This is a genomic window from Amphibacillus jilinensis Y1 (assembly GCF_000306965.1).
Taxonomy (GTDB): domain Bacteria; phylum Bacillota; class Bacilli; order Bacillales; family Amphibacillaceae; genus Amphibacillus_C; species Amphibacillus_C jilinensis.
Genome location: NZ_JH976443.1, coordinates 15521 through 40737 on the forward strand (window position 1 = coordinate 15521; position 25217 = coordinate 40737).

The window sequence follows — 25217 nt, forward strand, 5'->3', positions numbered from 1 at the left end:
ACGATGAGTGAAATTGAGCAAAGCAAAGAACTTCAATATCTAAAAGCAAAACGCGAACAATCCTTTTTGCGAAAACTGTTGCGAAACAGATTTGCGGCTTTAGGATTAGTTATTATCTTCATATTAATTATTACGGCGATCTTTGCGCCTTGGATTGCGACACATAGCCCAAACGCCATGGATGTATCCAAAAGCTTACTCAGTCCTGGTCAACAAGGGCACTTACTCGGCACAGATAGTTATGGTCGTGATACGTTTAGTCGAATCGTGTATGGCTCAAGGATTTCATTGATTGTTGGGGTTTCTGCCGTCTTATTTGGCGCCATATTCGGATCATTGCTCGGACTCATATCTGGTTATGTTGGCGGTCGGACAGATTCAATTATTATGCGGATGGTCGATGGGATGATGGCCTTCCCTTTTATTCTTCTTGCCATCGTACTCATGACCGTGTTAGGGCAAGGATTAGTCAATGTGGTGATTGCCATCGGCGTATCTAATATCCCTGGCTTTGCTCGGGTATTTAGAGGCCAAGTGTTAAGTGTAAAGGAAGCAGAATATATAGAGGTAACTCGCTCATTGGGGGCCAAGCACGGTCGCATTTTATTTAAACATATTGTTCCCAACAGTATAGCGCCATTAATTGTCTATGCAACGATGAGCATCGCTGGAGCAATTATCTCCGAAGCCTCTTTAAGTTTCTTAGGACTGGGGATCGAGCCCCCTACCGCTTCATGGGGAAGCATGCTTCAAGAAGGAAAAGACTTTCTTGTCCTTAGCCCTCAACTAGCCACCGTTTCAGGCTTAGCGATTTTATTTACTGTACTTGGGATTAACTTATTTGGAGATGGTTTAAGAGACGCCTTAGATCCGAAAATGAAAGTCTAACTAACAAGGGAGGTGAACGTATGTCAGATCCATTATTAAAGGTTGATAACTTACACGTTGAATTTAAGACCGGATCCATTATCACACGCGCTGTTAATGGCGTAACATTTGAACTTAATGAACAAGAGAACATTGGCATTGTTGGTGAATCTGGTTCTGGAAAGAGTGTAACTGCAACCTCAATTCTTCAGTTAATACCTAGCCCACCAGCCAAAGTAGCAAATGGAGCTATATATTTTAAAGGGAAAAATTTGCTTAAACTCTCTAGTAAAGAGATGCGTAAAATTCGTGGCAATGAAATATCAATGATTTTCCAAGATCCATCAACAAGTTTAAACCCGGTTTTTACCGTTGGCAATCAACTAATTGAGACGATCCGCGCGCATAAAAAAGTATCAAAAAAACAAGCCAAACAAAAGGCGATTTCACTACTTGATCTTGTTGGGATTCCCGCTCCAGACAAACGCATTGATATGTATCCTCACGAATTTTCAGGGGGCATGCGACAAAGGGTGATGATTGCCATCGCACTCGCTTGTGATCCGGAAGTATTAATCGCTGATGAGCCAACGACTGCCTTAGATGTAACGGTACAAGCTCAGATTCTTAATTTAATGAAAGAACTTCAAGAAAGATTAGGTATGTCAATTATTATGATTACCCACGACCTTGGCGTCGTTTGGGAAACGTGCGACAAACTGTTGGTTATGTATGCAGGTCGAGTCGTCGAATCTGCATCTGTCAAGGATCTTTACCAACAGCCTTTGCACCCATACACATGGGGACTACTTGATTCTCAAATCTCTGAAGGGCAGAATAGCGCAGAGCCTTTAGCTTCAATTCCTGGTAGCCCACCTGATTTAAGCTATGAAATAAAGGGGTGTCCTTTTGTCGAACGCTGTCCTTATGCACAAGATATTTGTTACCAAGAAACACCCCAACTCAATGAGACGATACAAGGGCATGCGGTCGCCTGTCACTTTCAAACCAGTGAGCATCAACTAGAGCGAAAGGAGCGTGAATACAGTGATGGAGACGCTACTTGAAGTTAACGGATTGAAAAAGCACTTTCCTGTTTCTAATCCGATCCCCTTTAAAAAATCAACGCAAAGTGTAAAAGCGGTTGATGGGGTTAATTTCGACGTTTATCAAGGCGAGACTTTAGGTATCGTTGGGGAATCTGGCTGCGGCAAATCGACAATGGCTAGACTCGTTAACCAATTAATTAAACCAACAGACGGATCGGTTATTTTTAAAAAACAGAATTTAATTGACATGCCTGCCGAGAAGCTAAGACAAATGCGGCAAAAAATTCAAATGGTTTTCCAAGACCCTTACGCTTCTCTTGATCCACGCTTAAAAGTTGGCGAGCTCATCGCAGAGCCACTTGTTATTCATCAAATAGGAGACCGAACAAGTCAAAAACAGCGTGTTGAAGAACTACTAGAAATCGTTGGGTTAAATAAACGCTATGCTGATCGCTACCCACATGAGTTTTCAGGGGGACAGCGACAGCGCATCAATATCGCCAGAGCCCTGACGTTAAACCCTGAGCTTGTTATATGTGATGAACCTGTTTCAGCCTTAGATGTCTCTGTTCAAGCACAAGTCATCAATTTGTTAAACAAACTGCAGCAGGATTTCAAATTAACATATATTTTTATTTCACATGATTTAAATGTTGTCCGCTATATGTGTGATCGCATTGCAGTTATGTACTTAGGGCGCATTGTGGAGATCGGTACATTCGAAGAGATTTACGCCAATCCTCAACACCCTTACACGAAGGCACTATTTTCGGCGATACCAAAAGAAAGTCCGTTTGAAGAAAAAGAACGGATTATTTTAAAAGGAACGGTTCCTAGCCCGTTAAATCCACCATCAGGGTGTCATTTTCATGAACGTTGCCCGGTGGCGATCGATATTTGCAAAACTAAAGAACCTAAAATGATTACTAAAGAAAAAATACATCAAACATCTTGCCATTTAGCAGATTAGAAGTCGGAGGAATTCATATGTCATTAAAACATGTTATGGAAGTATACGATTTGATGGACGACATCAATGTGACAGGAGATACGATTAAAGGATATTTAGCGACAATTAATCAACAAGGAACCATTAACGTACAAACCATCTCAGGTGATAAAGGGAAAACAGATTTTATTAAAGTACTTATTCCAGGTAAAAATGGCAAGTCTAAACAAGGAACGGCCCCTACACTAGGCATTATTGGACGACTAGGTGGCATAGGTGCTCGTCCTGAGATGAATGGATTTGTTTCTGATGGCGATGGTGCATTAGCAAGCATGTCAGCTGCCGCTAAGTTATTAGATATGGTGAACAAAGGTGATCAATTAGAGGGCGATATAATTTTAACGACTCACATTTGTCCAGACGCACCAACGCAGCCACATGACCCTGTTCCATTTATGGATTCGCCTGTCGATATTATGACGATGAATCAATATGAGGTCGATGAAGCAATGGATGCCATTCTTTCCATTGATACAACAAAAGGGAATCAAATAATTAATCACCGTGGTTTTGCCATCACACCTACTGTTAAAGAAGGATATATCTTAAAAGTAAGTGAAGATTTACTTCACGTTTATAGTCAATCGGTTGGAAAACTACCCGTGACGATGCCGATTACCACTCAAGATATTACACCATATGGTAATGATGTCTACCATATCAACAGTATACTTCAACCGTCTGTTGCAACAGATAAGCCGGTTGTCGGCGTCGCCGTAACAACAGAAACTGCCGTCGCAGGTTGCGGCACAGGGGCAAGCCGTGTCACAGATGTAGAAGAAGTCGTTCGTTATTGTCTTGAAGTGGCAAAACTCTACGGACAGTCGAAATGCGCCTTTTATAATGAAAAAGAATTCAAGCATTTAGAATCACTTTATGGAAAAATGACACATTTGCAAACGTTAGCCAATTAAGGAGGCTTTAAATGACAACAAAACAAGCATTAAAAGATCGACTTATTCAAGAAATTGAAGATAATCAAGCAGACTTAATCGACCTATGTAGTCAATTGATTAAAATTCCAAGCGAAAATCCACCCGGTGATTCAACTAAAATTACTACTTTTATTGACGACTATTTAAAGGAAGCCGGCACGCATAATTTATGGTATGAATCCGCTGATAAAATGTATAACTTAGTTTCTACCATCGGATCCGATCCTAATGGAAAACACTTAATCTTCTGCGGACATTCTGATGTCGTTCCAACTGGTGATCACAGTAAATGGGACTTCTCACCTACTTCCGGTGAGGTCGTGGATGGCTGGTTATTGGGACGAGGCGCTAGTGATATGAAAGCTGGATTAGGTGGATTAATCTTTACCTTCGCTATGTTAAAGAAGCTTAATATTGAGCTGCCTGGGCAACTAACGCTTGCGGTAGTCCCTGATGAAGAAACCGGTGGCGAATACGGTGTGCCTTGGCTGTTAGATAATCAGTTAATTGTAGGTGATGGTTGTCTGATTGCGGAACCGTCATCACGTTATAACCCAACCATCGGTCAAAAAGGATCCTATTGGTTTAAACTAAAGGTATTCGGTGAACCCGGACACGGCAGCTTATCGCCACTTGCTGGTCACAATGCCATTACAGACATGATCGATGCGATTAATGAGATCCGAAAATTATGGGAACTAGACATTGACATTCCTGAAAGGGTAAAACCTCTAATTGAAAAGTCTAAACGTTATATGCGTGAAGTAGAAACGGATAGAGAAGCTTTTCAGCCGGTAATGGATCATGTAACGGTTAATATTGGTAAGATCCAAGGTGGAACAAAATCGAATATGATTCCGGAAAGTTGTGAAGTCGAAGTTGACTGCCGCCTACCTTTTGGCATCACTCAAGATGACGTCACTGCATTTCTACATGAAAAACTCGACGCTTTAGGGATTAATTATGAAATAAGCCGGTTTGGCTTCCGAAGTAATGCGAATTACACGCATGCCGACAATCCGGTATGTACGTCAATTATTAATAATATCCATTATGTAACAGGTCATGAATCTTACGGTGTCATGCAATGGGCTAGCAGTGATGCTCGTCATTTCCGTGAACACAACATACCGGTCTTACAATACGGACCTGCATACTTGCCTAGTATTCATGGTTATAACGAGAAGGTTCAAGTTGAAGATATCATCCGCTGCTGTAAGGTATATATCGCCGCAGTCGTTGACTATCTATTTGACTAGCAGTTGTTCGTTAGTTGATTTTTCCAGGTGCATATATTAGCATTAATGCATATATGCACCAATTATGCTGCTTCAGGGGGGAATGCTTACATGCTAAAAACATTGAGCCTATCACTAGAAATACTAAAAATGTTCACCAAAGAGAAACCCACATGGGGAGGAAGAGAATTAGCTGCCAAGCTCGATCAAAACCACACTAAAATTTATAGAATATTAGAAACGTTGGAAATGCACAAATTTTTACTAAAAAATAAGGAAACTAAGAAATATTCACTTGGCTTTGCTGTGTGGGAACTGGGGCATACGTTAACAGAGAACTTTCATATTAATGAGCTCCTCCATCCTATTCTAGAAAGAATAAGTACACAAACAAATGAATCCGTATTCTTGACCATTCACGACGGTGAAGACGGTTTAACACTTGATGCCGTTGAATCACAAACAACGATACGTTTCTCTGTCTCTACAGGAAGCCGTACGCCTTTATATGCAGGTGCCTCTTATCGCTCTATCCTAGCGCATTTGTCAGATGAATTTATTGAAAACTATTTAACTAACGATCTCATTAAGTATACAGAAAAAACACTTATCGATCCTAAAGAGATACGAAATGATTTACAGTTAATTAGAAAACGAGGTTATGCCATCAGTGAAGGTGAATATACAGAAGATGTTGTCGCCGTTGCGATCCCGCTCTTTTACAAAGAATCAATATTTGGATCACTTACGATATCAGGCCCTCGCTTTCGAATTACCGATCACGAGATAGACCAATTTGTTAAAACGCTGTTTGAAGCTAAACAAGAAATCCAATCTGTATTTGAAAGATACGGCACCCACTTTGGGCTATCCGCTATTTAAGGAGGATGATTGATTTGCATTTAGTTGATCGTGCAAAGTCAGTACTTATACAAAATTTATCATTAAAACCGACTGAATCACTTCTCATCGTTACAGATGATGAAAAGGTCAACATAGCTGAGCTTTTTTATCAAGCAGGATCACTTATTTCCAGAGATATAGCTTTAATGAGAATGCCGACGCGGAACAAATCTGGCGAAGAGCCTACCGAGTTAGTTAGTATACTTATGAAACAAGCTCACGTTGTGCTCTGTATAACCGAACATTCGCTCACCCATACGCAAGCACGCAAAGACGCTTCAGCGCTCGGCGTAAGAGTAGCGACCATGCCAGGTATGACATTGGATATGTTAGAGCATGGAGCGATAGCCGCTGATTACCATGAAGTACAAGCACTAACGAAACATTATTGTCAGTTACTCGATCACGGATCAACCGTTACGATCAAAAAAGATGATACCGAACTGACTTTTTCTATTAAGGGCAGACCCAGTATAAGTAGCACGGGTGTGTTCACCGAAAAAGGTCAGTCCGGCAACATTCCTTCTGGTGAGAGTTATATCGCGCCAATTGAAAACTCTGCTAATGGACAAATCTTAATTGACGGTTCGATTAGCAATATCGGCGTACTAAGTGAACCGGTGTTACTGACCATCGAATCCGGACGGCTTGTTAACGCATCAGGTCACCAAGGACAAGATCTATTATCACTGCTCGGAGACGGTGACGGCCGTACTATTGCTGAATTTGGTATTGGCACAAATAAAAAAGCACGTTTAACCGGAAATGTGCTCGAAGATGAAAAAGTTTATGGCACCGTACATATTGCTTTCGGTAGCAACAAGTCCTTTGGCGGAATAACTGAGGCTGGTGTTCACATTGATTGTGTCATTAAAGACCCACACGTATGGATTGATCAACAAAAAATTTAAGTGGAGCTAGCATTTAAGCCAATCGATCATCAATAAGCTTATTTGATTGCTTTCGACCAGATAAAACGAAACTTCAATCAGCGGGCGTTTTCGTTCTTCGCCCACTGATTGTTAGTTAAGTAAGCCATAACATTAGTGGCCTTTATCACCCAGCTATATAGGCGAGTGTTTCACGGACGATTAGCTGTGACAACGTAAAACTTACACGTGAGCCAGCCACTTAACCCTTTAGTCATCCAAGCTGAAATCTAACTTTGGACCCACCGGGACAATGCCCGTCGGATTGATCGATTTATGGCTGCGATAATAGTGCTCCTTAATATGATCAATGTTCACCGTTTCAGAGACCCCAGGATAATGGTACAACGCTTTTGTATAACGCCAGAGATTGGGATAGTCGACAAGCCGTTTAATATTACACTTAAAGTGACCATAATAAACAGGATCAAAACGAATTAAAGTCGGAAATAAGCGCCAATCGGCTTCAGTTATTTGCTCACCTACTAAATAGCGGCGGTCAGCCAGCCGTTCTTCTAATCGATCCAGTGCCTCGAACAACTTGGTTACCTCTTCTTGATAAACGCCTTGTTCAGTGGCAAATCCTGCCTTATAAACGCCATTATTAATCGCATAATAAACGTCCTCATTAATGACCTCAATTTCTTGTTGTAAGCTTTCGGGGAAGAAATCTACAGTTTCTGCACCTAAATGATCAAATGCAGTATTTAACATCCGAATGATATCAGCCGATTCATTATTGACAATCTTATTTTGCTTAAGGTCATATAAAACCGGAACAGAAACACGCCCACTATAGCTCGGATCCGCTTTCTGATAAATTTGATATAAATAATCCGCGTCCATAACCGGATCAGCAATCACACCTTGACCTGGCTCAAATGTCCACCCTTTCTCGTCTCGGTACGGATGGACAACAGAAACAGAAATCATTTGCTTTAATCCTTTTACACTTCGCATAATAAGCGTGCGATTTGCCCACGGACAAGCATAAGAGACATACAGATGATAACGGTTGGGCTCAGCTTTAAATCCAGCTTCACCTGTCGGCCCTGCACTGCCATCTGCTGTAATCCAGTTACGAAACTGTGACACTTTACGGATAAAACGACCGTCCTGATTGCTTGTCACATCCTTCTCATCATCATACCATTGCCCATCTACTAGTAATCCCATGATCTCACCCTTCCTCTACTGATAAATACGTGCACTTCTTCAAAAAAGCCTTAAACCTGAACAAACAAGTGCACCATTATATGTATACTACCCCACCATACGCCCTTAAAACTAACTTTTCTTCATTATCAAATCATCCACTTGATTATTTTGTTCTTTAAAGATGAACACCCACCTGTGACTCGACTTGATATTGATCGCTTTATAATGAAAACACCATTCATATCGCAAAGGCCTATTTCATTTGCAATCCTAAAAATCCTATGGTATTCTAAAATATGAATTAATGACCGTATTATTCGTTTGGTCAATACGGATCTTAGGAGGTGTTATGAGTGGCAACAATTGATCGAAAAAAACAAATTGTTGATGCTGCAACAAACTCTTTTTCTTTATTTGGCTATAAAGCCACGACCATTGATCAAATTGCCAAGATAGCCAATGTCGGCAAAGGAACCATTTATACGTTTTATAAAAATAAAGAAGAACTCTTTCATGAAATTATTTCGTCATTAATTAAGGAAATGAAAGATGGGGTTGAAGATATTCTAGAAGAAGACTTACTATTCTATGAGAAAGCAGATCGTGCACTCTTTAAGTTGCTAGAGTTTCGAACGGACCATCAGTTGATGATTAAACTTATTCAAGAGGAGAAAGAATTAGGGACACCAACTGTTAAGGAAGTCATTCAAAATATTGAGAACATGATTATTGACTATTTAAAGACTATCATTCAAAAGGGCATTGAAAAAGGAGAAATTAAGCCTTGTAATCCTGAGCTGACAGCCTTTGTCATGCTAAAGCTATACATTGCGCTTATTTTTGATTGGGATCAGCTTCGTAAACCGTTAGAAAAAGATGAAATTTCAGACCTATTTAAACTTTACCTACTTAATGGATTATCCAATCGATAATCCATTGTTTTTAAACAAAATTGACCGAATGAGAATATCGGTCAATTATTATTAACAAAATGACCAAGTGGTTAAAATAGTCATTAATTCAAGAGAGGGGTTTATAAATGAAAAAATCAAGCTTTTTGTTAGAATGGAAGCAGATTTTAACAAATAAAAAAGTATTCATTCCTATTATTGCCGTCACTTTTATTCCACTACTCTATTCTGGGATGTTCCTTTGGTCTTTTTGGGATCCTTACGATCATATGGAAGATTTACCTGTTGCCATCATTAATCAAGATAACGGCGCTAACTATGCAGGGGTAGAAATGAATTTAGGGAAAGATCTCGTTGATAAGTTAAAAGACAACGATGCATTTCAATTTGACTTTGTCACACAAGAAGAAGGTTATCAAGGCTTAGAAAATCGAAAATATTATATGGTCATTGAAATCCCTACCGATTTTTCTGAAAACGCCACAACATTAATGGATGAAAAGCCAGAGAAACTTGTATTAAACTATATCCCTAATGAAAGCTATAACTTTTTATCATCGCAAATTGGAGAAACCGCCGTGAAAGAAATACAAGCAAGCATCTCAAAAGAATTATCATCGACTTACGCAGAGAGCATGTTCAACAAAGTTTTTCAATTAGGTGATGGCCTCGTCAAAGCAAGTGATGGTAGCGCGGAAATAAATAGTGGCTCTGAAAAGCTAGCAGGAGGTTCAATCGAACTAAAAGAAAACTTAGACGTTCTCGTAGCCCGTTCAATTGAATTTGAAGAGGGGATAACAAAAGTGCGTTCAGGCTCAAATGCATTTGCTGGTGGTTCTCAAGAGCTTGCTGATGGAATAAAGCAACTGGCCGAGGGAGGCGACCAACTTTACGCAGGAGCAATCGATGTGCAGAATGGGACTGAGACATTAAGCGATGGCACGTCACAAGTCAGCGAAGGTCTAGCGGAAATCACTGGAAAAGTTCCGGACTTACTTGCTGGAACTGAGCAAGTTTATGATGGCTTAGAGACTCTTCAAGCACAACTTCCTACTCAGTTGGCGGAGACGATTGGTGATAAAGTAGAAACAAGTGGAGCCGAAATGAATCAGGGTTTAGCACAATTGAACGGAGGGATTAATAATAGTCTTCAGGACCAATTTGCTGTCGAACTTTCTTCAGGTCTTTCCACAACTGTAGCTGAGGTTGTAGCAACACAGATCATCGATACACAGACACAGCAAACAGAGCAACTCGCCAGCTCGCTTATTGAAAATGGCATACCTGAACAAACGGTCGCCAGTATCCTTTCACAGCTTAATGAAGAAGCCCCAACCGAGCAACAAATCAAGCAATCGATCCAAACGCAGCTTGAAACACCAATAAACACAGGCATTAATCAGGGGCTCGACCAAGTAACTGAGGGAATTGACCAAGGATTTGAACACTACCAAGATCAAGTTAATCATAAGCTGTCTACTTCTATTTCTGATATCGATGAACAGATTCAAGAAGCTGTAGATCCCGTCTTTGATCAATTGACATCCGGACTTAAAGATATTAATGTAGGTCAATCAAACTTGAAAGATGGTCTTGATCAATTAGCCGAAGGCACCAACATACTGGAAGATGGTGCTTCACAATTAAATAATGGACAGATAGTTTACGTGAATAATATCGAATTATTCAGCCAAAAACTTCATGAAGCGCAAACCGGATCAACTCAATTAGCAAGTGGTGCGCAGCAGCTAAGTGGAGGAATCGATCAATTAGCTGATGGCTCAGCTAAATTAACAGACGGCTCTCAAAAACTAGCAGACGGTTCGAGCAAGATTTCAGCTGGCACAGAGGACCTTGCTGATGGAACAACAGAACTACATGATAGTTTAGATGAAGCTGCACATGAAGTGAACGCCATAAAAGCTGATGAAGATACGTATGATATGATGGGAAGCCCTGTTGAAGTCAGTAAACAGGAAGTAAACCCTGTTCCGAATTACGGTACCGGTTTTGCACCCTATTTCATTTCTCTCGGCTTATTCGTAGGTGCACTATTGATGACCATTGTCTTTAACTTAAAAGAACCTGCCATCGAACCACGGACTGGCTTTAGTTGGTTTATTGGTAAATTCGGTGTTATTGCAGTCGCAGGTAGTATTCAAGCCTTATTAATTGACGCAGTATTGTTAACGGGCTTAGGGGTAGAAGTTCAAAGTGTCCCATTATTTGTGCTCGTCTCTATCATCACAAGTTTAGTGTTCATGACACTTATCCAACTGCTTGTCACCACACTGGGGAACATTGGACGCTTTATTGCGATTATTATTCTCGTTCTACAACTAACAACAAGTGCTGGAACCTTCCCATTAGAGTTAATTCCAAAGGCGATCCAGCCGATTAATTATCTGTTACCTATGACATACACCGTTCAAGCGTTTAAGGCGGTAATTTCAAGCGGTGATTATACTTTTCTATCAAAAACAATGACTATTCTAACAGGTTACACGATCATGCATATGGCACTTACCATCACCTATTTTACATTAAAAAAGAAAAGCAGTTCCGCTCTTCAAGAAGCAGCGTCCTAATGTAGTATAAGGGCTAATGACAAAAAAACAGAACGTGTTGGTGAATTCAACTCATCAACACGTTCTTTCTACACAGTAATAGAACCTAAGTAAGCCCCAAAGAGGTCATAACATAGCCCTTCATGCTAAAAATCAGGAAGTGCTCTGCTTCCGCTGCTTGTTCGTTGGGAGAATCAGGTCACGGGCGTCCGCCTATATAGATGATCGCTGCTCTCTATTTTGTGACGGCGTTTTACGGACGGTTATCTGTGATAAATTGTCACTATTTGATCGCTATGTGGATTTCAATTTCACCGTTAGGGTAATATTTTTCAAAGTCAAATGTGTACACTCTCTCTATTGCACCGGTCTCTTCTTGATGCCATATTTTACTCCACGCATTAAAGATACCTTCTTCTTCAGTTGTATTTACCTTAAAGATTTCATAGTTCTCCTTTTCCGGTATCTCAATTATAGATTGTCCATTATGATCTTCAATACCAATACTTAATGAATAATCTCCTTTGTAGTCACTTTCATAATTGTGATATACACCGTATGTAACGCCTTCATATTTACTTAAATAACGAGAAGCCTCTTTCCACATTTCTGTAATTTTCTTCATGATACGTTCATCATTAAAGTTATTTGTTCTTATGCTATTAATGATTGCTAATTTCAACATCCTCACCCTTTCACATATTTATACCTTTATTCGTTTCATAAAACGAGCCTTCAATCAGTGTTCTTCACCCACTGATGGTTAGTCAGTGAATCGGGACATGGGCGTCCGCTAACGCCCGCCTACTCTTTTTACTATATTTTTAATTATAATGCTAATTATTTATGAGCGTAACGCTTTGACAGTTTCTCCTGATGAGAATTAAACACTTCTTCTAAAGAAATATTATATTTATTAGCAATTACAATGACATTCCCCAATACATCTCCTAACTCCTCAACTAAAGCTTTCCTATTGTCTGAAAACGATTCTGTTAATTCGTCTGGCCGATCTCTACCAATTTCAAGTGCTCTTATAGCGCGTGCTACTTCTCCCGTTTCTTCTGCTAAAAAGCCAATACGAATAAAAATATCTAGTTCGGACCATCCTCTATTTTGATAGTAATCATTGACCCATTGTTGAAATTCAGCTACATCCATTTTTTCACGCTCCTTAACTCCAATTACTATAAGTTTAACAAATGATTAAGAGTTTTGTATAATATAAATATTGTATTTAATTAGGGGGGGCAATTATAAAGTGAAAAGTATAGCTGTATTTTGTGGTTCAAGTAATGGCGCATCTAAGGTTTATATAGATGAGGCAAAAAAACTCGGTAAAGCGTTGGCTAAACATAATATAGCACTTGTTTACGGTGGCGCAAGTGTAGGTATGATGGGGGCGGTTGCTGATGCCGTTTTAGATGAAGGTGGACAAGTTATCGGCGTTATGCCACGTTTTTTAGAAGAGAGGGAAATAGCACACAAACGCTTATCTAAGCTAATCATTGCTAATTCAATGCATGAGAGAAAGGCTAAAATGGCAGAGTTAGCTGATGGGTTTATTGCTTTACCCGGAGGGCCTGGCACATTAGAAGAATTCTTTGAGATTTTCACATGGGCTCAATTAGGACTTCATCAAAAACCTTGCGGGCTTCTAAATATCAATAACTACTTTAATCCGCTTATTGAATTGTTTAATCATATGACAAAGGAACAATTTTTAGCTGAAAAGTACCGTTCTATGGCAATCGTCGACAATGAACCTAATCAGTTACTTGAAAAGTTTAATGCTTTTGAAGCCCCAACTTTAAAAACTTATAGTAAAGAAAAACAGCTTTAAATGTCAACAACAGCAGGAGAGGAATGCAACCCAACCCCTTCAGTTCCATACGGGATGGGTTATAAATTGATCGTTTATATTAAGTCTTCTGACCTTAATTTATTGGGCTAGCTAAGTGTAACCTATCCATATAAAGAGGTACTTCCGTTGCTGGGGAGTACCTCGAAAATTAAATGACAAACAAAACAATTCAAATATTCAACCAACTCATTTTTTGAAAAAACTATCAAGAAAGAATTGAATATATTTTTTATACGCCTGCCATTGGCGTTTCTCTGAATGCATTTATTGCCTTGTTCATAACAACTTGTGTCTCAGTCCCCGAATCAAGAATCGTATTTTGAAATGATTCTTCTTCTACCAATACCGTTGTTACAGGTAATGCATCTGATGTTTCAGTAGCCAACAAAGCTTCAACTTGCGCAGTGAAACAAGAATTGCTTATCCGGGCAGCAACCTCCGTGGCAACAATATGATTGCTAGAAATGAAATTTCCACTGCCAGAAACAAGACGTATGATTACAGGCGTTGCACCTACTGGTTTGATATTCTTAGTATTAATTACTTCAGAAAAGTGATTAGCAATTATAGAATTTTTATTGCCATTGATATAGAGAAGGCCATACAAATCATCTAAACAATTGTCGATTCCCAAAAAAGGAGACCATGGTTCATGATCTCGTAAAAAGTGATTTGAAGAGACCAAGTTTTCCGAACAATTCTCCTTAAACACCACCATGCCTGGATAAAATGAATGAAGTCTATTATTTGTGATACTAGAGCGTGTCACCCCATCAAAATATATACTGCTCGCCCCTCGTGGAAAAACGTTATTGGCTGTAATCAATAGACCACCAAAGTTTTGAGCGTAAATAGAGTATCCTTTAAAACCTGCTCCTATCAAGTTATCAGTTATTTTTGAAGCCTGTCCCCAACCTCGTAGTTCTATGCAGTTGCCACATTCAGCTATGAAATTATCATGTATAGTCAGTGCATCTGCATGATATATAGTAATACCATGTTCTAAATATACAAAACCCATGCCTGTAATACGAAATGAGTCACAGGCACTTGCAACATAGATTCCTGTTTTTCTGTTAGTGTATGTGTTTTCCGGATTTGTGGCTCCTGAACCATCTTCAATAAAATGCAAACCATCAATACAAAAGCCCTCAAACTCTACCGAACTTATTCGCGGATCTCCATTTCGTTCAACATAAAATGCAGCACCTTTATATTCCTCAACGTCTACTTCTAGGGGAATATCTACTAGTATGCGACTTCCTCCCGGCCACAACTCATGATAATCTGCCCATTCATTCTCAGAAGCATTAAAACGTATACTCGAAGATGTAAAACCATGCCCAGAACCCATAATTTTAAGATAACTGATGTCTATAATCACTTGACTGCTAAGATGATAATCTCCCGGTGGAATATAGATAACCGCACCCGGTTTTCCGCCTTTATTTACATCTGTTTCCCTTTGCCTACTTTTAATGTCTGCTATCATACTATTGATTACCTCACCAATATCCTGATACGGATTACCGACAGGCCACTCTGTTACATCATAATAGTTTTTGCTAACCATAAATAAATTCTCCTATCATTTCAGTGTTTTTTCATAATCTCTTTTTCTAGATATACAATAAGAAACCATTCGCTATCTAGTGGCTCCTATAAATAGATTTGCTCTACTCTTATTTTGAGATGGACGTTTACGAACAGTTATCTGTGATTAAATCTTTCGGTATCATTTTAAATATTGTCTATATCCACCTAAAATGCAGTAGCCTTTAGCTTATACAAAGCTCTGATTATTCTTTCACAGCTCCTAGCGTCATACCACTCACAATGTATCTCTGAACTAAGATTGAGAATACCATTATGGGGAGGCTGAAGCTCACAGCAGCAGCTGTCATTGGCCCTAAATCCAGATTATAAGCTGTCAGAAACTCTGAAATTCCTACAGTTGCAGTTTTTGCATTTGTGCTAGTCAATAATAATGCAAATAAAAAATCATTCCAGGCAAGCATAAAACAAAATATTGCCGCAGTAGCTAACCCCGGAAGCGATACAGGTAATATCACTTTAATAAATGCGCTAAATACATTACAACCATCTATTCTTGCCGCTTCATCAAATTCTTTTGGAATATTATTGAAAAATCCTATCATAAGCCATATTGAAAAGGGAACATTAATGGCTGTATAAGTAATGATTAAAGCTATCCTAGTATCAATTAGACCCATTACATTAATAATGATATACATTGGTATTGCTATACTAATCATCGGAATCATTCGTACACATAATGTGAGTAATAAAAATGCATGACCTGTTTTAGAAGAAAATCTAGACAGTCCATATGCAGCTAGAGCTCCAAGAAAAACAGCCAATATTGTACTAATGGAAGCGGTTGTAAAACTATTTAAAAAATATCTTATAATTGGCATCTGATTAAACATGGTTACATAATTCTCTAATGACAATTGTCTAGGGAAAAATGTTGGTGAGGAGCTGATAGCATCCGATGATGGCTTAATGGACGTTAATACGATATAGATATATGGACTAATAAATAAAAGAGCTAGAACAACTGTAAATATACCAATAATATTTTTGTTGTTTTTCCTAAATAGTCTTCCTAGCATACTTTTATTAGAAACTTCTACATTAGGTTTACTCAACATAACTCTTCCTTTCTATTTCTTATTAGCCTTGAACATTACGAATAAAAAATACGAGCTTATTGCTAACAAGAGAAGAATAAACATCACTGCCATTGCACTTGATTCTCCAACTTGTCCATATCTAGTAAGTGTTTTATACATATATGTGCTTAAAACTTCAGATGAATTCGATGGTCCACCTTGCGTTAACACCCAAACAATATCAAAAGTTCTAGCAGCATCTACAGTTCGGATTAACACAGCTACAATCATTACTGGAAACAGTGATGGCAATGTTACATATAAAAATGTTTGAATTTTGTTCGCACCATCTATCTGTGACGATTCATATAATGTCGGCGAGATACCTTGAAGGCCAGCTAATAACACTAACATCATAAATGGTGTTGTTAACCATATATCTGCGATTATTGTTGAGAATAAAGAAAACCTTTCATCTGATAACCATTGAATAGCATGCCTACTAGAAGTAATATTAAAATCGTATAGTAATTTGTTTACTATACCAAATTGGTTATTTAACATGAACCGCCAAATTAAACCTGACACGAGTGGGGCTATCATTAACGGAGCTAACATTATTGTTCTTACAATCCCATGCCCTTTAAATGCGGTGTTCAATAACAAAGCAAAAAATAAGCCCAGTATCAATTCAAAACCAACTGCTACTACTACATAAATGATTGTATTGGTTGTTGCCCCTATAAACCTTTCAGATCTTATAGCATCAACATAGTGGCTTAAACCGACAAACGCACCTCTCCCTTGACCAATCATATCGATTTCAAAAAAACTATCTCTAATAAGCAAAGCTACAGGAAAAAATAAAAAGATTAACATAAATATGCCTGCAGGAGCGAAAAAATAAATGGAAACTCTCGATTCTTTTGTCATAATATCACTCACTTCAATAATATTTAATTAAACGGATAGAGATGTTTTACTCTATCCATTTAAATTTAGTTAATTCTAGTTCACTATTAATTCTATTATTTCCTTCGCATTATCTAAAGCTTCTTGCGGTGTTTGCAATCCACTAAATACATTTTGAACTGCTGGCAGTAAAGCTTCACTTTCAATTTCCTCCCACTTTTCGGTTGACGGTCTATTTTGCGTCTGCTCTCCATTTAATGTAGTGGCTAACTCGTTTAAATGGGCAAATGCGTCTTGTTGACCATACGCTTCGAAGACTGACTGTCTAGCAGCAACACCTAGAGCATCTGCATATAATTCATTACGCTCATACAAAAAGAGTAAATATTCTTTAGCAATCTCCTTATTCTCCGATGAAGAAGGGATTACCTGATACCAAGGTCCAGGGACAACACCTATTCCACTCTCTCCTGCAATCATGGTTGCCGCACCTACTTTCCCAGCCACATCTGATGTATCTGGGTCATTTGCAGGAACAAAGAAATGCCCCCATGCTAACATCATTGCTAAATTACCATTATAAAATAGTTCTGATGTTTCAGCTGAGGCAGTCTCCATCACACCTTCTGGAACTGTGCCTTCCTCGTTCACTAAATCATTAAGGAACTCTAAAGCTGATACATGGTCTTCGTCATTAACAATAATTTCACCAGCTTCATCAATCACAAAGGCCTCTGCTCCAGCCTGAGCGACGTGATCTAACCAACTTGCCACTGAATCACCTGAACTGGCCCCAAAAACACTAGTACCATATAGTTCAGGGTAAGTATCATTATTACCGAAAAATTTCGCTACATCTTTATATTGCTCCCAAGTTTCCGGAGGGGAAAGTTCATACCCGAATTCCTCCAGGAATGTAGCTTGATTATTTGAGTCATTAAATAAATCTTCCCTGTAGAGTAGAATTTTAGCGTTTGTCCAAGTAGGGAGTCCATAAACATTTCCATTCATTGAAGCGCCGTCAATTAAACCAGGGAATAAATCTTCTTGCATTTCCTCGGTTATTTCTTCTTGAATTGGCTCTAAACCTTGATAAAGCGCAGGTAACCAAATTGTATCAATGGTTGCAACGTCAAAAGCACCCGCACCTGACGTCAATTCTGTTCTCATCCTGTCGTATACACCTGAATAAGGTACGGACTCGATGATAACTTCATAGCCTGTATTTTCTTCAAATTCTTCTTTTGTCAATTCTGCAACTGTTTGGGCTGGACTACCACCTTCGACAAGAACGGTTAATGTCTGATCGTCTTCATTATTTGAACCACAAGCAGATACCAACGCAATAAGCAATGAACTACCCATTATTAATAGTATTTTTTTCATATAAATACCTCCATTATTATGGCATTTTTCATAAAGGATAACTGAGCTAATAGGCTATTCGCTGCAAGCATTTATTAAAACCCTTCATACATTTAAATGCTTTAGTACTTGCAATTAAATTAACCTTTTTCACTTCGTTTATGAAAGGCGTAACAAACCAGTTAATCGATTAACTAGAGTTGAAAAAAATATTAGGATGAGCTTTCTGGGTTTTCAGACTTTAATTTAATACACATGCTCCTTACAAAATGCCCTCCATTAACAAGCCGTTTTATTCTGATCGATTCATTAAGAATCCCCCTTGCATATAAATGCTCTGTTGTTTAAATCATCAAATTCACCTCCTTTGCTTAGTAAAAGATTTAAGAAAACAGTTAATCGATTAACTGAGTCTGAAAAAATTAATAGGATGATCTTTTTAGGTTTTCAGTCTTTAATTTAATATGCTGAAAGCCTGCGGTAGGGTTTTGTATTCTATTTAACATTAATTCTGAAGCTTGCACACCGATTTCAAATGCAGGTTGTTTAATAGCTGACAACGGAGGAGAAATAATTTCTGTCCAATCATAGTTGTCGTAACCAATCATTCCAATACCATCTGGAATGATTAACTTTTGTTCTTGAATAAACTTAACGGAGCCCATAGCCATTATATTGTTTGCTATAAATATAGCATCGACTCCTTTTGAGATTAGCTGTTTGGCTAGGTCGTAACCTGATTGAAAAGAGGATTCACCAAATAACACATAATTAGGATTAAAATTTAGTTTATTATCTGATAGCGCAACTTTATATGCTTGAAATCTTTCATTATTAGGATTAATGTACATTCTATTATTGGATCGTTCTTTATTTACTTCAAATTTATCACTGGAAGTATTCACTCCTAACCCAGAACTTAAAAAACCAATTTTTTTAAAGCCAGATTTAATTAATTCATTGATCCCTTCATAAGTCCCTTGGAAATTATCTACTAAGACATAATCGCCTTTATAGCCAACAGGCAATCGATCAATCATAACAGTTTGGAAGTTATGGTCTATTGTTTCATTTATGGCTTTAAAGTTTTCATTTGTTGGTGCTAATATCAATCCATCAACTTTAGTCTTAAACATTTTTATAAGATTTAATTCTTGTTCTGAATCTTCTTTCGAATTACTTAAGATTAAATTATATCCCTTGCTTTTTAATTTTTCCTCTATCCCTTCTGCAATAGACATAAAAAAAGATTTAGAAGTATCTTCACTATTTATAGGTATTATTAATCCTATTGTATTTGTCTTCGTACTTCTTAAACTTCTTGCCGCAGAATTGGGCTGATAATTCAGTTCCCTAAGCACTGTATTTACTTTATTCTTTATTTTTTCTGAAACATATTTATTTCCATTAATCACATGGGACACTGTTGCAGTAGAAACTTCGGCTTTTTCAGCAACATCTTTAATACGTACATTTTTAATTCTTTTCATATCTTCACCAAATTTCACTTGTTGTACCATCAAGTTAATCGATTAACTGATGATGCATTGATTATAATTTAAATTAAATGCTATGTCAATATTTTTTGGAAGCACTTTCATTTCGTGAAGTTATCCTAAATGTTGGAGCAGGCTCCCTTACCCTCAATTGAATAAGGTATTCGTTCAATATCTGCAATAATATCTTGGTATTTACCTTCTGTTGTCACTCCTTTGTTCTTATTACTGATAACAGCGTGTCCTCCCTTTTCAAAGGATTAGTTGCTAACTGATTAAATCACCGAATAGCTGCTGCTTAACACGTCCTAAACTGGCTCGCAGTATATTAAAAAGCAGTGCAAATCCACTTGCCGTGGATGTTACACTGCTCATCTTCGTCTATTTAATAAAGAGTCACGCGTTTTCTTTATCTACATGGCTTGTCTCTTCTGTAGTTTCGGTTTCCTCTTTTACCGGCTCTGTTACAATATCAACTAGTGCATCATCATGAACTGCTGAAGTAATAACTTCAGTGATCACATGGTCAGTTGTCACTTGCTCTAGCGCTTTATCTACCGATGTTTCTATTTCATATTCTTGTTTGAGTCCTAAGTTCAACGAATAAATCATCAAGAGAAGAATAATCGTAAACGGAAGCCCCGTAATAATTGACGCGGTTTGTAGCGCTATAAGTCCGCCTCCGATAAGGAGTGTCGCTGCAACGACGCCTTCCATGACAGCCCAGAATACACGCTGTGGCACGGGTGAATCGAGTTTCCCTCCTGAAGTCAGGTGATCAACAACTAAAGATCCGGAATCGGAAGAAGTAACGAAGAACACGGTGACTAATATAATGCCAATCAGTGACAGAATGCTTGCTAATGGTAAATTTTCTACCATCGCAAAAAGTGCCAAAGCTTCATTTTGCTCAACGAATGTAGAAATAGCCCCAATCCCATTGCTTTCTTGAAAAATAGCTGTACCACCGAATACCGACATCCATAGAAAGGAGATTAGCGTAGGGATGAAAATAACACCCATAATAAATTCTCTAACTGTTCTACCTTTGGATATTCTAGCGATAAACATACCAACAAACGGCGACCATGATATCCACCAGGCCCAATAGAAGACGGTCCAACCACCTTGCCAATTGGCCGCTCTAAATGTTTCAGTCCATAAGCTCATTTCAATAAAGTTTGATAAATAGTAACCAATATTTTGTGTAAACCCACTTAAAATGTACACCGTAGGTCCAGCTATCAGCACAAATAACAAGAAGACCCCTGCTAAGATCATATTGATTTCACTAAGTCGTTTAACCCCACCATCTAGTCCTAAAACAACTGAAACCGTTGCGAAACCAGTGATGACTACAATCAGGATAACTTGAACAGTAATGCTGATATCAATACCAAACAAGTGATTTAATCCAGCATTTACTTGCGAAACGCCGAGACCGAGTGATGTGGCTAGCCCCATGAGGGTCGCTAAAACGGAAAGAATATCAATAAGATTTCCCCATAATCCGTAAATTTTATTTCCGATAATCGGATAAAAGAGTGACCTTATCGTCAAAGGCAAACCTTTATTATAGGAAAAGAATGCGAGGCCTAAACCAACAATGGCATAAATAGCCCAAGGATGGATGCCCCAATGGAAAAAGGTACTCGCCATAGCAGCTTGTGCAGCAGAAGATGAATTGGCTTCAACACCAGAAAACATAGGGGAAGGTGATCCGTAATGGGTGATCGGTTCGGCAACACTCCAAAATAATAGTCCAATACCCATACCAGCACTCAGGAGCATAGCATACCAAGCAAATTTAGAGAATTCTGGCTTAGCATTTTTCCCACCTAACACGATCTTTCCATATCGACCAAAAGCAAAATAGAGCGAGGCTACAATAAAAATGTTAGCAGCAAAAATCATGAACCAGCCCGTGTTTTTAGTGATACTACTTAAAACATTATCAAATAAACGCTCAGCTGTATTAGGGAATAATAACGTTAAAGAGATGAAAACAATCAAAATAATTGATGAGTAAATCGTAACGTGTGGATGAATATCAAACCCGAATCTTTTCCAATTGTTTTCTCCTACTTCTTCTTTGCCTTCCTCATCAAAAAGTGACACCGTCGGTCTAATCTGTAAGCCTTTAAATGGTTTTCTGTTTTTAATTGCTTTTTTCCTTGCTTCAGCTTCAGCTTTTTTTAGTTTTTTTGCCAAAGCTTGTTGTGATGCAAGTTCTTTCTTCTGTTGTTTATTCATATAACCATACCTTTTGTTAAATTTTTATACCCTCTAAATTATACAAGTAGGAAAGCATGAAAACAATGATAGATCAAAAAATGTGACTCTATCCGACAAATAACTAAGCATTTCGAACGCGTTGCTTTCACTTGAAACACGTTCGCTCACTTTATTTATTATTATGAAAATCAGCTAACAGCGCTCGAGCTTCATCCGTCGATTTCGTATTCATTAATTTAACACGCAAATCACTAGCACCAGGAAACCCTTTAACATAAATTTTAAAGAAGCGATGCAAGCCGGCTATTGGACGAGGTACCAGTTCTGCATACTGATCCTGCAAATCAAGTTGTAACTGCAATAGCCCCAGCAATTCATCAGCGGTATGCTCCCTAGGTTTTTTTTCAAACGCATAAGGATTCTTGAAAATACCACGGCCTATCATAATACCATCGACATCATATTTTTCAGCAAGTTGTAGCCCTGTTTGACGATCAGGAATATCGCCATTTATCGTAATCCGCGTTTCAGGTGCAACGCGATCCCGAATCGCGGTAATTTGCGGAATCACTTCCCAATGAGCAGCGACTTTACTCATTTCTTCTCGCGTTCTCAGGTGAACCGATAGATTCGCAATATCTTGCTTAAGTAAGTGAGTAAGCCAAGCTTCTAGCTCCTCAAGCTTTGTATAACCAAGCCTTGTTTTGACACTTACCGGTAACCCTCCTGTTTTCGCCGCTTCAATCAATTCTGCTGCCACGTTTGGACGCAAAATAAGGCCACTTCCCTTGCCGTTATTGGCCACATTAGGAACCGGACAGCCCATATTAATATCGATTCCTTTAAAGCCCATCTCTGCCAAGCCTACACTCATTTCCCGAAAAAACTCCGGCTTATCCCCCCAAATATGAGCAACGATCGGCTGTTCGTCTTCCGTAAACACTAACCGACCACGCACACTTTGCTTACCATCTGGATGACAATAACTATCCGAATTCGTAAATTCAGTAAAAAAGACATCAGGTGCCCCCGCTTCCTTAACAACATGACGAAAAACGACATCTGTCACATCTTCCATTGGCGCTAATATAAAAAAAGGCTTCGGTAACGTTGCCCAAAAATTATCTATCATTACAATAACCCTCATTTCATAAGTCATGGTATTTCGTTAGCCATTCTGGCACAATTAAAAACCATCGTTATTATACTAGGAATACGAAGAAGAAGCAAAGGCAAGGATAGCTAGGGGTTATTAAGCAAGCTAGACTGAGATAAGCGATGTGCGTATTCAATTTGAAGGGTAAATTTCAGATTACCAACCTTCCTTTGAGCTAGCGGAAGCCGATGAGCCTGTATGCCGTTAACCAGTAGATGAACGTATCTATTTTTGTTTTACTCGTCATGGTTACACCAGTAGGTATATGTTTCAAATTGTCTTTTTAATTCTCCATCACTTACTAACGCTTCCCTTAATCAATTGACGCGAATATTAGTTCGTGTATAATAGAAAGTGTATTTAAAATCAAAGGAGAGGTTAATATGAATTCAATTGATTTAATTATTTTAAATTTTAATGAAGTTAGAAGAAGAAGCATAAAAGTTTGGACATCTATTCCAGAAGAAAAGCTCCACTGGAAGCCAGATGATAAAGCTTTTAGTTGCATAGAAATGATTAGGCACGTACTAGAAAGCGAACATTATTATCACCTAGCTATTAAAAATAAAGGAAGTTTATCCATTTTCGATTCACCCTTCGAAAACCTTCCTTTTACATCTGTAAATGCAGAATTAGAATTTGCAGCCCCTTATCGAAACCAATTCATGGATACAATTAAGACATTTTCAGAAGAAGATTTAATAAATATAAAGATTGATCGATCAGAATCAGGTTATATAAGAGAATTGGGTGACATGCTTTTACGTGTTGCTTATCATGAAGCAGTTCATACTGGTCAGTTATTAGATTATTTAAGAACAGCAGACATTCCAAGAATCCGTATTTGGGATTAATACTTTCAATAGGTAATTATATTTACCTTATGTTAGCATTTTGTTAGTTTCAGATTACTTTAGCGATAAAGACGCAGAAAGCAAAAGATTCTTTAATAAAACGCTGTTTTCGGGCTCATGAGGGGCTATTAGGATTGAGAAGTACCTCTTCCACCAGCTGCCGTTCCCTTAGGTGAAATGTTTTCAATTTCCTGATAATCCTCCTCGGTTAGTTGAACTTGCAGAGCCCCTAGGTTTTCTCTTATTCTTTCCGCTTTTCTAGTACCAGGGATTGGTACAATTTGATCCCCTTGACCAAGCAACCATGCCAAAGCAAGTTGAGCAGGGGAGTAGCCTTTTTTACTAGCTAACTCTTGAATTTTAGTGACGACTTCTACGTTTTTGATAAAATTATCACCTTGAAACCGCTCATACTGACGTCGATAGTCATCCTCTGGTAAATCTTCAAATTTTTTAATCTGACCAGTTAAAAACCCCCGACCTAACGGGCTGTAAGGCACTAAACCTATTCCGAGTTCTTTTAATAGTGGGAGAACCTCATCTTCAACTTCTCGGCTCCATAACGAATATTCCGTTTCTATGGCTGATAGTGGATGAACCTTATGCGCACGTTGAATAATATCTGCAGGAGCTTCAGATAATCCAATATAACGAATTTTCCCTTCTTTAACTAGCTCGGATAAAGTGTCCACGGTTTCCTCAATGGCTGTATTAGGATCTAAACGATGCTGATAATAAAGATCTATATAATCTAATCCAAGGTTATACAAACTCGCATCCACTGATTTCTTAATATATGCCCGATCACCCTTATAGCCCTGAGTATGTGTAATACCAAACTTTGTAGCGATTATTGCTTTCTCTCGCCTATCCTTTAGCGCACGTCCAACTAATTTTTCGTTTACGCCAAATCGTTGCTCTGCATAGTCACCATACAGATCTGCTGTGTCAAACATGGTTACACCCATATCCAACGCTTCATGAATGACACGTACCGATTCGTCGTTATTTGGCATTAGCATCGTACCAAGGCCAAGTGCAGATACCTCTAATCCTTGTGTTCCAAGACTTCTTTTTGCAATGTTTCCATACTCCATTCTCTCGACCTCCATAAAAGTTAGTGTATCTCTTTT

General features: G+C 38.5%; 22 protein-coding genes. 11 read left to right on the top strand and 11 right to left on the bottom strand.

The features are described 5' to 3' along the window. The first annotated feature begins 3 nt into the window (after positions 1 to 3). The 7 genes from B494_RS0117085 (at position 4) to B494_RS0117115 (ending at position 6912) form a co-directional block, all read left to right on the top strand. Complete coding sequence (locus B494_RS0117085) at positions 4 to 888, top strand: ABC transporter permease (RefSeq protein WP_420884354.1); 885 nt, start codon at positions 4 to 6, stop codon at positions 886 to 888. A 20-nt stretch (positions 889 to 908) separates the two neighbouring features. Further along, entirely contained in the window at positions 909 to 1934 is a 1026-nt protein-coding gene (locus B494_RS0117090; RefSeq protein ID WP_017473598.1) for an ABC transporter ATP-binding protein, read from the top strand. After that, the gene (locus tag B494_RS0117095; RefSeq protein ID WP_017473599.1) at positions 1918 to 2886 is read left to right on the top strand and encodes an ABC transporter ATP-binding protein; all 969 of its coding nucleotides are present in this window, start codon (positions 1918 to 1920) and stop codon (positions 2884 to 2886) included. Before B494_RS0117090 ends, B494_RS0117095 begins: the two co-directional genes overlap by 17 nt. A 17-nt stretch (positions 2887 to 2903) precedes the next feature. Beyond that, positions 2904 to 3839 (top strand): DUF1177 domain-containing protein, encoded by a 936-nt coding sequence (locus B494_RS0117100; RefSeq protein WP_017473600.1) that lies wholly within the window; start codon positions 2904 to 2906, stop codon positions 3837 to 3839. A gap of 11 nt (positions 3840 to 3850) precedes the next feature. Further along, positions 3851 to 5119 carry a M20 family metallopeptidase gene (locus B494_RS0117105; RefSeq protein ID WP_017473601.1) on the top strand — a complete coding sequence of 423 codons (1269 nt, stop codon included), beginning with the start codon at positions 3851 to 3853 and terminating at the stop codon, positions 5117 to 5119. Between the two features lie 90 nt (positions 5120 to 5209). Then, complete coding sequence (locus B494_RS0117110) at positions 5210 to 5980, top strand: IclR family transcriptional regulator (protein WP_017473602.1); 771 nt, start codon at positions 5210 to 5212, stop codon at positions 5978 to 5980. Between the two features lie 5 nt (positions 5981 to 5985). Further along, on the top strand, positions 5986 to 6912 hold the full coding sequence (locus B494_RS0117115) for an aminopeptidase (protein ID WP_017473603.1): 927 nt from the start codon (positions 5986 to 5988) through the stop codon (positions 6910 to 6912). 228 nt (positions 6913 to 7140) lie between these two features. Here B494_RS0117115 and B494_RS0117120 read toward each other — a convergent pair whose 3' ends face one another. Next, the gene (locus B494_RS0117120) at positions 7141 to 8106 is read right to left on the bottom strand and encodes a glutathione S-transferase family protein (RefSeq protein WP_017473604.1); all 966 of its coding nucleotides are present in this window, start codon (positions 8104 to 8106) and stop codon (positions 7141 to 7143) included. A 335-nt stretch (positions 8107 to 8441) separates the two neighbouring features. Between B494_RS0117120 and B494_RS0117125 the strand changes: the two genes are divergently transcribed. Both B494_RS0117125 and B494_RS0117130 read left to right on the top strand, forming a co-directional pair. Beyond that, on the top strand, positions 8442 to 9020 hold the full coding sequence (locus tag B494_RS0117125) for a TetR/AcrR family transcriptional regulator (protein ID WP_017473605.1): 579 nt from the start codon (positions 8442 to 8444) through the stop codon (positions 9018 to 9020). 107 nt (positions 9021 to 9127) lie between these two features. Then, positions 9128 to 11587 carry a YhgE/Pip domain-containing protein gene (locus B494_RS0117130; protein WP_017473606.1) on the top strand — a complete coding sequence of 820 codons (2460 nt, stop codon included), beginning with the start codon at positions 9128 to 9130 and terminating at the stop codon, positions 11585 to 11587. 262 nt (positions 11588 to 11849) lie between these two features. Here the strand turns inward: B494_RS0117130 and B494_RS0117135 are convergent, their stop codons facing one another. Both B494_RS0117135 and B494_RS0117140 read right to left on the bottom strand, forming a co-directional pair. Beyond that, entirely contained in the window at positions 11850 to 12248 is a 399-nt protein-coding gene (locus B494_RS0117135; RefSeq protein ID WP_017473607.1) for a GyrI-like domain-containing protein, read from the bottom strand. Positions 12249 to 12406: 158 nt separating this feature from the next. After that, complete coding sequence (locus B494_RS0117140; protein WP_017473608.1) at positions 12407 to 12727, bottom strand: MazG nucleotide pyrophosphohydrolase domain-containing protein; 321 nt, start codon at positions 12725 to 12727, stop codon at positions 12407 to 12409. A 100-nt stretch (positions 12728 to 12827) separates the two neighbouring features. Here B494_RS0117140 and B494_RS0117145 point away from each other — a divergent pair, with 100 nt between their 5' ends. After that, complete coding sequence (locus B494_RS0117145) at positions 12828 to 13409, top strand: LOG family protein (protein WP_017473609.1); 582 nt, start codon at positions 12828 to 12830, stop codon at positions 13407 to 13409. Positions 13410 to 13659: 250 nt separating this feature from the next. On the opposite strand, the gene B494_RS0117150 is transcribed toward B494_RS0117145, so the two are convergent. The 7 genes from B494_RS0117150 to B494_RS0117180 all read right to left on the bottom strand — a co-directional run bounded on the left by B494_RS0117150 (position 13660) and on the right by B494_RS0117180 (position 23206). After that, on the bottom strand, positions 13660 to 15003 hold the full coding sequence (locus B494_RS0117150; RefSeq protein WP_017473610.1) for a NosD domain-containing protein: 1344 nt from the start codon (positions 15001 to 15003) through the stop codon (positions 13660 to 13662). A 226-nt stretch (positions 15004 to 15229) separates the two neighbouring features. Next, positions 15230 to 16102: a carbohydrate ABC transporter permease gene (locus tag B494_RS0117155; RefSeq protein ID WP_017473611.1), complete on the bottom strand. Its 873-nt coding sequence runs from the start codon at positions 16100 to 16102 to the stop codon at positions 15230 to 15232. Positions 16103 to 16117: 15 nt separating this feature from the next. Next, positions 16118 to 16999 (bottom strand): carbohydrate ABC transporter permease, encoded by an 882-nt coding sequence (locus B494_RS0117160; protein ID WP_017473612.1) that lies wholly within the window; start codon positions 16997 to 16999, stop codon positions 16118 to 16120. 75 nt (positions 17000 to 17074) lie between these two features. Then, entirely contained in the window at positions 17075 to 18364 is a 1290-nt protein-coding gene (locus tag B494_RS0117165; protein WP_017473613.1) for an ABC transporter substrate-binding protein, read from the bottom strand. Positions 18365 to 18765: 401 nt separating this feature from the next. Beyond that, entirely contained in the window at positions 18766 to 19851 is a 1086-nt protein-coding gene (locus tag B494_RS0117170) for a LacI family DNA-binding transcriptional regulator (protein WP_017473614.1), read from the bottom strand. A gap of 384 nt (positions 19852 to 20235) precedes the next feature. Continuing rightward, positions 20236 to 22092, bottom strand: coding sequence for a BCCT family transporter (locus tag B494_RS0117175; protein ID WP_017473615.1), 1857 nt, complete (start codon positions 22090 to 22092; stop codon positions 20236 to 20238). A 151-nt stretch (positions 22093 to 22243) separates the two neighbouring features. Continuing rightward, positions 22244 to 23206, bottom strand: coding sequence for a tRNA dihydrouridine synthase (locus B494_RS0117180; RefSeq protein ID WP_017473616.1), 963 nt, complete (start codon positions 23204 to 23206; stop codon positions 22244 to 22246). 407 nt (positions 23207 to 23613) lie between these two features. On the opposite strand from B494_RS0117180, the gene B494_RS0117185 reads away from it, so the two are divergent. Continuing rightward, positions 23614 to 24084, top strand: a complete 471-nt coding sequence (locus B494_RS0117185) for a DinB family protein (protein WP_017473617.1) — start codon at positions 23614 to 23616, stop codon at positions 24082 to 24084. Positions 24085 to 24212: 128 nt separating this feature from the next. Here the strand turns inward: B494_RS0117185 and B494_RS0117190 are convergent, their stop codons facing one another. After that, the gene (locus B494_RS0117190; protein WP_017473618.1) at positions 24213 to 25181 is read right to left on the bottom strand and encodes an aldo/keto reductase; all 969 of its coding nucleotides are present in this window, start codon (positions 25179 to 25181) and stop codon (positions 24213 to 24215) included. Between the last annotated feature and the right edge of the window lie 36 nt (positions 25182 to 25217).